This is a genomic window from Pseudomonadota bacterium, assembly GCA_018242545.1.
Taxonomy (GTDB): domain Bacteria; phylum Pseudomonadota; class Alphaproteobacteria; order 16-39-46; family 16-39-46; genus 16-39-46.
Genome location: JAFEBT010000071.1, coordinates 1 through 8,847, shown reverse-complemented (window position 1 = coordinate 8,847; position 8,847 = coordinate 1). Strand labels below are relative to the sequence as shown.

Annotated in this window: 9 protein-coding genes and 2 pseudogenes; 2 read left to right on the top strand and 9 right to left on the bottom strand. The window is 33.6% G+C overall.

Translation table 11 applies throughout. From position 1 onward, the window contains the following. The first annotated feature begins 216 nt into the window (after positions 1–216). Positions 217–609 carry a hypothetical protein gene (locus JSS34_07715; protein MBS0186202.1) on the top strand — a complete coding sequence of 131 codons (393 nt, stop codon included), beginning with the start codon at positions 217–219 and terminating at the stop codon, positions 607–609. A gap of 3 nt (positions 610–612) precedes the next feature. Here JSS34_07715 and JSS34_07710 read toward each other — a convergent pair whose 3' ends face one another. From JSS34_07710 to umuD, 3 genes and pseudogenes are all read right to left on the bottom strand, one after another. Then, on the bottom strand, positions 613–1,353 hold the full coding sequence (locus JSS34_07710; protein ID MBS0186201.1) for a DUF72 domain-containing protein: 741 nt from the start codon (positions 1,351–1,353) through the stop codon (positions 613–615). Between the two features lie 134 nt (positions 1,354–1,487). Then, the gene (locus JSS34_07705; GenBank protein ID MBS0186200.1) at positions 1,488–2,759 is read right to left on the bottom strand and encodes a Y-family DNA polymerase; all 1,272 of its coding nucleotides are present in this window, start codon (positions 2,757–2,759) and stop codon (positions 1,488–1,490) included. Between the two features lie 9 nt (positions 2,760–2,768). Continuing rightward, positions 2,769–3,216, bottom strand: a pseudogene (gene umuD / locus JSS34_07700) (translesion error-prone DNA polymerase V autoproteolytic subunit). 295 nt (positions 3,217–3,511) lie between these two features. Between umuD and JSS34_07695 the strand changes: the two are divergent. Then, positions 3,512–3,928 (top strand): hypothetical protein, encoded by a 417-nt coding sequence (locus tag JSS34_07695; protein MBS0186199.1) that lies wholly within the window; start codon positions 3,512–3,514, stop codon positions 3,926–3,928. An 89-nt stretch (positions 3,929–4,017) separates the two neighbouring features. Here JSS34_07695 and JSS34_07690 read toward each other — a convergent pair whose 3' ends face one another. From JSS34_07690 to JSS34_07665, 6 genes and pseudogenes are all read right to left on the bottom strand, one after another. Beyond that, positions 4,018–4,536, bottom strand: a complete 519-nt coding sequence (locus JSS34_07690; GenBank protein ID MBS0186198.1) for a hypothetical protein — start codon at positions 4,534–4,536, stop codon at positions 4,018–4,020. A gap of 194 nt (positions 4,537–4,730) precedes the next feature. Next, positions 4,731–5,330 carry an SAP domain-containing protein gene (locus JSS34_07685; protein MBS0186197.1) on the bottom strand — a complete coding sequence of 200 codons (600 nt, stop codon included), beginning with the start codon at positions 5,328–5,330 and terminating at the stop codon, positions 4,731–4,733. Between the two features lie 49 nt (positions 5,331–5,379). Continuing rightward, positions 5,380–6,438: a low specificity L-threonine aldolase gene (locus JSS34_07680; protein MBS0186196.1), complete on the bottom strand. Its 1,059-nt coding sequence runs from the start codon at positions 6,436–6,438 to the stop codon at positions 5,380–5,382. Positions 6,439–6,489: 51 nt separating this feature from the next. Next, positions 6,490–7,188, bottom strand: a complete 699-nt coding sequence (locus JSS34_07675) for a hypothetical protein (GenBank protein ID MBS0186195.1) — start codon at positions 7,186–7,188, stop codon at positions 6,490–6,492. Between the two features lie 175 nt (positions 7,189–7,363). Continuing rightward, a complete protein-coding gene (locus JSS34_07670; GenBank protein MBS0186194.1) occupies positions 7,364–7,963 on the bottom strand; it encodes a GNAT family N-acetyltransferase in 600 nt (199 codons plus the stop codon). Between the two features lie 235 nt (positions 7,964–8,198). Next, positions 8,199–8,720 (bottom strand): annotated as a pseudogene (locus JSS34_07665) (SDR family oxidoreductase). Positions 8,721–8,847: the final 127 nt, after the last annotated feature.

Genomic DNA, 8,847 nt, shown 5'->3' with positions numbered 1-8,847 from the left:
ATATTTTGTTGGTACCTTCATCTGGCTTCCTTAATTTTTTGTCCACACAACCTAATACGAAGCGCTGTCAACATACTGAATTAACTCAAAAACAAGCAAAAAAAATTTTGTCTTTTGCATTTAAAGTTTGTCAGAATATTTATGGGCCATTATGATAATTTTTTTAAGAACCAAGAGAGGTTTTGAATCTCTTTTGAAGCATACAAGGGGGTTAAAATGCAAACTGGCAAAGGTTATTATTTTTTAGCGTCCCCTTTTAAAGGAAGTCTAAAAGAAAAAGAAGATCGATACGCCCTTTCAAAAAAAATCGCTGCAACCTTTTTAGAGCATAACATAAGCTTATTTGCTCCTATTTTGTATAATGAAGCTCTTATTGATTTCTTTCCAAACATCACACAAGAAAATCGATGTCAACTTTTAATGCCCATGAATCTAGATCTTTTGTGCCAATCTAAAGGAATGGTTTTATTAAAAATTGAAGGATGGGATACATCTTCAGGAATTCAACAATATCTTACAATATGTCAAAAAACTCACATCCCCATATACGATCTTCTTCCAGAGGCACTCGAGTTTCAAATCGAAAAGCTAGCACAGATATTTTCTTAGTTTTTAAGTCAATGTGATCCCCTCATCATTAACTTTCAAAAGGCTCTTAAGATATAAAGCATTTATGGGGGCATATCCATGGCGTGTATTGTTAAAATAAATCCAACTGCTTGGAGATGAAATGGCCTTTATTTTTTTAACCCAAGAACTTAAATCTTCTTCGGTATACGATAAATTATAATATTTATTTCCATGGAAGCGGATATAAAGAGCATCTCCTGTTGTTTGAATATCTTCACTCAAATCAAATCCAATTGATGTACAAAAAATAATATTATTTCTTTTGAACGACTTAAACACCTCTTCATTCCACCAACTTAAATGTCGAAATTCGACCACATTAGTATATTCTGCGTTAAGAAGGTCTAAAAGTATTTCTAAATTTTTAGGGGTATAAATAAATTTTTTTGGAAATTGAAATAAAAAGGGACCTGTTTTTTCTCTTAAGATGTCACTCAATCCGTAAAATCCTTTTAATTTCTCCCTAGGATTTTCAAAAAAATCATAATGTGTGATGTATTTATTCACTTTTAAAGAATATTTAAAATTTTCTGGAGCCCTCTTATACCATGTTTGAAGGGTTTTTTCCGAGGGGATTCGATAAAAAGTGCTGTTCAGCTCTACTGTTGAAAAATATTGTTTATAATAATCAAAAAAATCTTTTGACGAAAGATTTTCAGGGTAAAAATGTCCCCTCCACTCTCCATAATACCACCCAGAACAACCAATATGTGCTTCCTTCATAAAAAATTTCTTTCATTGATAGCTTATGTTTCTTATCACAAAAAACTAACTTTCTTCTTTACCTCTCTTTCACTCCTTCCTTTAGCTTACGTCGTTTTTTCTTTTCTTGCTATCAATTTCATAACCTCTAAAAATCACCGTATTAAAACAACGGGAAGATCTGTCCATTTTGTCGTGTAAGAAGGAGACATATTCTTTCTTTTAGGCGCCCAACGTGAAGACAAAGAAGACGCTAAACATAAAGACCTTTTCCCATGCTTTCTAGAAAGCCTATCGACGGCCTTAAATAAGGACCTGTATTTTTCATCAGATCCTCCTTTAAAAGTTTTTTGACTCGGAAAAAGGGTTAATTGAGTCTCTTGGGGTTTTAAATTAATCAGTAAAATTCCAGCTTTTTTATAAAAAGCGCCTTCTTTAAAAATCGAAGGAAGCGCTTTTAAAACGCTCTCCACCATAAGCCGCGGGTCTTGTACGCCTTCGGGAAACATAAGAAACTTAGAGAGGAAAAAAAGTCTTCCAGCTTTTGTTGTTTTTAACCCTAAGTAAAAATAAAGACCAAAGGCAAAAAGCCCTCTTTTTCGAAGCTTTAAAGCGCCTTCTTCTAAAAAAGAAGAAAGGGGAGCTTGAATGTCATCTATTTTAGAAAGCGAATCACCAAAAGAGCGTGATACTTGTATACTTTTAGGAGATGATGGCGCTGTCTCGAGAGAGAAACAAGGAATTCCTTGAAGTTCACGCACAGTTTGTTCAAGGACAACAGAATGGATTTTTCGAATCCATTTGGGATCAGTTTCAGAAAGATCTTTTGCAGAATTTATCCCAAGCGCACGAAGTTTTAGGGATAATTTTCTTCCCACACCCCATATTTCTTCAACTGGTAATGCTTTAAGCGCATGAGAAATATCTTCTTCTTTCTCAAGTATGCAAACTCCTCGATAAACTGGATCTTTCTTTGCATAGAAATTTGCAATCTTTGTGAGTGTTTTAGTATGTGCAAAACCAAGGCTTATGGGAAGGCCCAAATATTGAAAAACCGTTTTTTTGATGCGGTTCCCAAATACATTTAAGTTCTCTTCATAGGACGGAACTTTTAAAAAAATCTCATCGATGGAGTAAAGTTCCGCGTCTTCTGAAAAAGAAGCAACCACTTCTGAAAAACGACGAGACATATCTCCATAAAGTGTAAAATTTGATGAAAAAACAGTTACTTTATAACGTTTTATGAGATGTTCAATTTTAAAAAAAGGCACACCCATTGAAATTCCAAGCTCTTTTGCTTCTTGAGAGCGGGCAATAACACATCCATCATTAGAAGAAAGCACAACAAGTGCTTTTCCGACTAAATCTGGACGAAAAACACGTTCACAAGAGGCATAAAAATTATTAATATCGATAAGGGAAAACATCTGACAATCTTATAGTTTTCGAACGATGGATGTGACAACACCCCAAATTAAAAGCTCTTCCTCTTCTCGAAAGATGAATAGGAGCATAGAGAGGGTTTTCAGCCTCTAGATATATTCCTGTTTTATCTTTTTTAAATCTTTTGACTGTAAGCTCACCATTAACAGCTGCAATAACAATTTGATTTGTCTGGACAGGAAGAGAGCGATCGACCACAAGAATATCATTTTCTTGGATACCAGCATTCTTCATCGACGCACCACTGACCCGTACAAAAAAAGTAGATGCCTTGTTTTTAACAAGGTATTCATTTAAATCCAAAGCATTGTCACTATAATCGTCCCCATGAAAAGGCAGCCCAGCTGGAACAAGGGACGCATAAAGCGGCAAAGATGAAGCAGAGGTTTCAGATAAAGGAACACATTTAATATCTGTAAGGATGCAAGAAGATGAATTCATGAAATTTCTTTCTTATATTTTTCGTAAAAATAATAATTTAAATGATCTATAACAAGAATCCCAGATTCCATTATAATTTCCAACCCAAAGAAGAATGAATGCAGTTTTAAAACATTTCTAAAAAACCTTGATTTTTTAGAAAAAGCCCTTTATGACGTTATATTCTAAAAAAATGTATCTTCGAAGATATTTTCTTAAACTCTAAGCTTAATAGGGATTATCCTCCTCATTCTTTAAACAAATTAAAAGTAAACAATTTTAACATAAAAATTCTATAGATTGGAAATTAAAAAACATGAAAAAATTTATCGGACTTCTCATAATCAGCGTGTTTTGGATTTGTGCTTCATTTGCAATGGGAGGCGCAGAAGAAGACCTTGAATATAGGGAACGCCTTAAAAAGTCACGACTCGGAACATACTTATTAAGTGGGCAATATAAAGAGGCCTTAACATATTGTGAAGGAAAAAAAAGGGCTCTTTCTCAAGAAGCAAAAAGAGAAAGAAATGATGAAAAAGCGCTTATTTCTAGTTATTTTGATAAAGTACATACCATGCTTCAGAGCATGCTCGATTCTGGCCTTAACTTTTTTGAATCTAATCCACTCACTACATATAGAACACTTCTAGGAAAGCTTGATATGTATCTTTCAAAGTACACACCTCTTGAGGAGCCTTCAAAAACACTCACCATTATTATTGAAGAAGAATAAAAAATTTTGAGAGTTTTACTTTCACTCTCTTCATAGTCACATGTGACTTTTTTTAAAGTTTAAAATATTTTAGGGTAAAAACCTTCTTATCATCTCTGATAAGACTTCTTAATTTCCTCTAAATAAGAGTTAATCAGGGTCAGCCCCATTTCAAATCGTCTTTGATTTAGCTCAGCCATCGTCCCTTCAAAAGGAAGAATTTCAAATCCATTTTTAGAAACACTCACCTGAGTACCATACCTTTGTTTCATCCCCAAATATTGAAATTTAAGGGCAACTCGATCATAAAGATACGCATAATTTTTTTTATTCGTTTCTCCTGTTTTAAGTAATTGACTTAAAACAAATAAACATCCTGCTTGAAAATTTGCATCTTCATCAGCATGTTGCACCAACATCCAAGCATGGTAATCCGCTTCAGGTCCAAATTTAGAGATTGTAATCCAACCATAATGTTTTAAAATTTCTTTCATTTTTTGCATATGAAATCTATCGATTCTCATAAGAAGCTGACCTATAATAGGATTTTCTAAATCATGAATTAAAAGATTTCGAGCTTCTTGATCTAAAAAGAACATTTCAGCAAGAATTTTTTTAACATACGCCACATCTTCTATGTTCCCTTTTAAAAAATGTTTCTGTTCCTTCTTTAATTTTTCTTCCAGACTGTGAACTTTTTCTTTGAAGGGCTGTGCTTTTAATAAGGAAGGACAAATAATTAAAAAAATTAAGAGAAACTTAATAAGATGAGAAAAGCAAACTTTAAAAATTTTTAATAAACTAAAGATACTTAAATTTCTTTTCATTTAAAATTTTCCATAATCTTAGTTACATTTTCTTTTTGTTTCAAACGTTCTTTTTCCCAAGCTTCTATGAGCCCCTGTCTTTGAGTGCCTGGATTTTTCTTTATAAATCTTTGTGTAAAATTAATGTAGGCCCATTCTTCTTTTGGGATACTCCCTTCTTCTTGGCGTCTTTTTGTTTCTGCGCGCCACATATCTGCAAATTCTTGATAAGTAGGTGGATTTCCTTCCATCCAACGGTTATGAATCCAATCAACTCCAAACGCTGTAAAGTGAAAATCATCTCCAATGAGTTTTTTAAAAAAAACACGGGTTTTTAAATCATTTTTGTAACTTCCTTTTAAAATAAAGCTATTGGGAGTAAGAGGACAGTCTTTTCCTTTCTCAGCGCATGAAACAAGAGGTAACTTTGGGTTATTCATTACTTTGCCTGTTTCCACAAAATGCAAAATTCGAAGAACTAAAATCCCTTTTTTCCCTTCAATTGGTAAGAGAAGCTGCCTGCAAAGGTTCTTGAGTTCTTCCACATGAAGAAAATTAAGTCCTTCTTTTAATGTTTTTAAATCGTGTGGATTTATACAAGGAAACTTTTCAGGCATTTTCAAACTCTTTTTTCAAGTAAAAGTATCTTAAAAAAATCTTCAAATTTTATTTGTCTTTTATAAAATTTTTCTCATCCTTTGTGTATTGAGAAAGACAAACATCTAACTTTTCAATAGAATCGGATGTAGTTATCCAGGAAGTTACAAACCGATATAAATTTGAAGATAAAGATCCCCAAGAATAAAAACCAAATCCTTTTTTCTGAAGATATTCAGCGCATGTAAAATCAAGATTCACAAACACTTCATTTGCGTCAACGTTATGAACAATTTTAATATTGTATTTTTTAAATACATGTGCAAGCTCCTGAGCTTTTTGATTTGCATGCCATGCATTTTTTAACCACAAATCTTCTTCTAAGTATGCAAGGAGTTGGGATGCAAAAAAACGTGATTTTGACATAAGTTGCCCAGATCTTTTATGAAGATAATCAAAATTTTCTGCATAAATCGGGTTAAAAAATATGATGGCTTCAGCACACAAAGCACCATTTTTTGTTGCACCAAAGCTCATGACATCAACGCCTGCTTTCCAAGTGATATCAGCAGGTTGGCATTGAAGATGGACCAAACTATTTGCAAAACGTGCCCCATCCATATGAAGGGGAAGATTCTGTTTCTTACAAAATTCAGATATTTCTTCCAAATCTTTTATTGTATAGGCAGTTCCAGCTTCAGTTGCTTGTGTAAGGCTTATACATCCTGGTTTTTGACCATGGGGTCTCAATGAGGTTGCAATTTGAATATGTTCATGGATACATTCAAGATCTATTTTTCCATTGAAGGTCTCACTCGTAATCATTTTAGCACCTCCTGTAAAGAGTTCAGGAGCACCACATTCATCTGTATAGATATGAGCCTGAGTTGAGCAAAAAATAATTTCGTAGGGTTTAACAAGAGCAGATAATGCCAGACTATTTGCAGCCGTCCCTGTGTTTGTTAAATAAACTAAAACATCTTTTTCAAAAAGTTCGGACAAACGTTTTTGCAATTTGCAAGAATAATCATCCGTTCCATAGGACGGTTGATATCCGTGGTTTGATGCAACAATCGCATCAAGAATCTCCAGGTTAACAGGAGCGCCGTTATCGCTTTTAAAATTCATCTTTCTTTCCCTTTCTTTTTAAAAGGTATTAACTAAAAAAGTATTGAAGGTTTATTTTTTCTTTTTTGAGCAAGATCGCTCTTTTCCTCTCGATCCAGCTTTTCTTTTTTGAACAGAACATTTAGGATCCCATGGTTCTTTATCTTCTCCAAGTGTCGGCCCACAGGATGTCTTATATTCTGTCTCTAACCTTTGAATAAGACACCTTAATCCTTCATCTAAAACAGACATTCCAACATCAAAAATATGAGATATAACCTCTGCTTCTACAGGGGTAAAAATTTTGTCTTCACTTAATTTTTCTTCTGCCTTTTCTTTCAAATTTTTTGCTACTTGAGCGATAATAAATTCATATCGAGGATCTTCTTCCTTTAGCGCACTCAAATCATCTATAATGTCTATTAAAGTATCTCCTTTTTCAAATTTAAGTCTTGCATTATAATTATAAAGGGTGCGCACAACGTTGTCTTGCTGCCATAAAGCTTTCTTAAACAAAATTATAAGAGTTTTCTGACGCTTAGTAAGAGGTTTTATGTTTTCTTTTAAATCTTGGATAACAGCATCATAAGCCTGTTTCCTTAACTTTTCAGAACCTTCTTTATAATTTTTTAAAAGCTTTTGAAGATGAGGTTTAGAGTCAAGACTAACTTCATCTTGCTCAAGCCTTAAAGCTTTCCCTTCTAAAAAATTCATAAAAATTAGAAAAAAAAGAATTTTTAAAAATCGACTTATTTTAAAATTCACCTTCATTTTAATAAAACCTCTTACAATTGTTCTCTTAATTAAAAATCAAAATAGGCCTTCTTTTTTAAAGAAGATGACGAACAACTTGTATCGTGATGGCACAGATTTTGCAAAGAAAATCAATTGACACTCTCTTGTGTTGTTAAAAGCAAAGAGCTTTCGAGTCTGTCATTATAAATTTTTACGCCATAAAAACTTTTAAAGAAGGAAGATCTTTTTCAGAAAAGAGAGAATAGACGTTCAAAACGGAAAGTTCTGCATTTTCTCGGAGCCATCCTCCTCTTTGTGTATATTCATGTTCAAAATTAAGTTTTAAAGGAATTTTAATGCTGTTCTTGTTATCAACATCACAATAAATTTCAAGTTTACGGGCTTTTAAAAATTTAAATGCTAAGGATGCCAACGCATGAACACTTTCTGTTCCATACCCTTTTCCACGTTGACTTTTTCGAATGAAGTAAGAAATTCCAAATTGTGGAATCTGCCAATCACTCTGAAAGGATGGAAAACCACAACGACCAAGAACCATGGAAGTTTCTTTATCAATAATAAGATATCGCAGAAAAGTTCTTAAAATAAATTCTGCATGCTGACGGCGGCAATCTTCTTCAACAGACTCTATGCTTGGAGGCTGAGAGGGCCATCTCATCCATTTTACATAATCTTCATATCCATCTAAAATTGCCTCATGCACGCTTTTTCCAAAACCAGCTTTTGGTATTACCAATTTTAAACGAGATGTCTCAATTGTCTCAGGAATATTTATTAAGATAGGGTTCATTTTTTATTTACACCTAAATATTGTTTAATCGTTTCGACTTGATCACACGTTGATTTCATATCATCACCATGAAAATTAGAACATTCTTTCAGTTTTGCATCAAAAAATAAAGGTCTTGAATATTCGTCCAGGCTCTTGAAACAAGGTTGTTTTCCCGACCCACTTACGCCCCTAATACCTATAATTTTGATGTCCATTTCTGACTATATTTCCCTATATATTTTAAATAATGTTCTTATAAGAAATTGAGAATATGTTTTTCTTCACCTAAAATTGACTGTCCCCCATCAATAATAAAATTTTGTCCCGTAATATTCTTTGCAAAATCGGAAATCAAAAAAGACACCATGTGGGCAATATCTTCCCCTGTTATAAATCGTTTTAAAGGAATAGGCCTTGTTTTTTCTTGAATTTCTAATTTTGTCATGGAAGTCGCATCATAAATTTTACCTGGACTAATGCTATTAACTGTAATATTTGAAGAAGCAAATTCAAGGGCTGCCGTTCGCATAAAACCATTTAATGCAGCTTTTGAAGTGGCATAAGCCGACATGTGGGGCAACCCAATCGTTTCTCCTGCAAGAGAAGAAATATAAATGAACCTTCCAGAGTTCAATTTTTTCATGCCTTTTAAACAGGCCTTCGTCATTAAAAAGGCCCCTGTAAGCGTAATATCAAGGGTGTCATGCCATTCTTGCAAAGAAAGAACCTCAATGTCTTTCCAAGGATAGATTGCTGCATTATACACGATAGAGTCCCGTCAAGAGGTGTAAAATTAGATTGAGTCATTGGCAGACTCCGATTCAGTTATAAGAAGGTGCATAGAAGGAAGACCCATATAACTTTGTTGAACCAACCAATCTTCATCGATCTGGTGGAGAACT

What these genes read in the sequence shown, in the direction of transcription:
- JSS34_07715 (MBS0186202.1), top strand. Translation starts at nt 217, where the DNA reads ATGCAAACTGGCAAAGGTTATTATTTTTTAGCGTCCCCTTTTAAAGGA.
- JSS34_07710 (MBS0186201.1), bottom strand. Translation starts at nt 1,353, where the DNA reads ATGAAGGAAGCACATATTGGTTGTTCTGGGTGGTATTATGGAGAGTGG.
- JSS34_07705 (MBS0186200.1), bottom strand. Translation starts at nt 2,759, where the DNA reads ATGTTTTCCCTTATCGATATTAATAATTTTTATGCCTCTTGTGAACGT.
- JSS34_07695 (MBS0186199.1), top strand. Translation starts at nt 3,512, where the DNA reads ATGAAAAAATTTATCGGACTTCTCATAATCAGCGTGTTTTGGATTTGT.
- JSS34_07685 (MBS0186197.1), bottom strand. Translation starts at nt 5,330, where the DNA reads ATGCCTGAAAAGTTTCCTTGTATAAATCCACACGATTTAAAAACATTA.
- JSS34_07680 (MBS0186196.1), bottom strand. Translation starts at nt 6,438, where the DNA reads ATGAATTTTAAAAGCGATAACGGCGCTCCTGTTAACCTGGAGATTCTT.
- JSS34_07675 (MBS0186195.1), bottom strand. Translation starts at nt 7,188, where the DNA reads ATGAAGGTGAATTTTAAAATAAGTCGATTTTTAAAAATTCTTTTTTTT.
- JSS34_07670 (MBS0186194.1), bottom strand. Translation starts at nt 7,963, where the DNA reads ATGAACCCTATCTTAATAAATATTCCTGAGACAATTGAGACATCTCGT.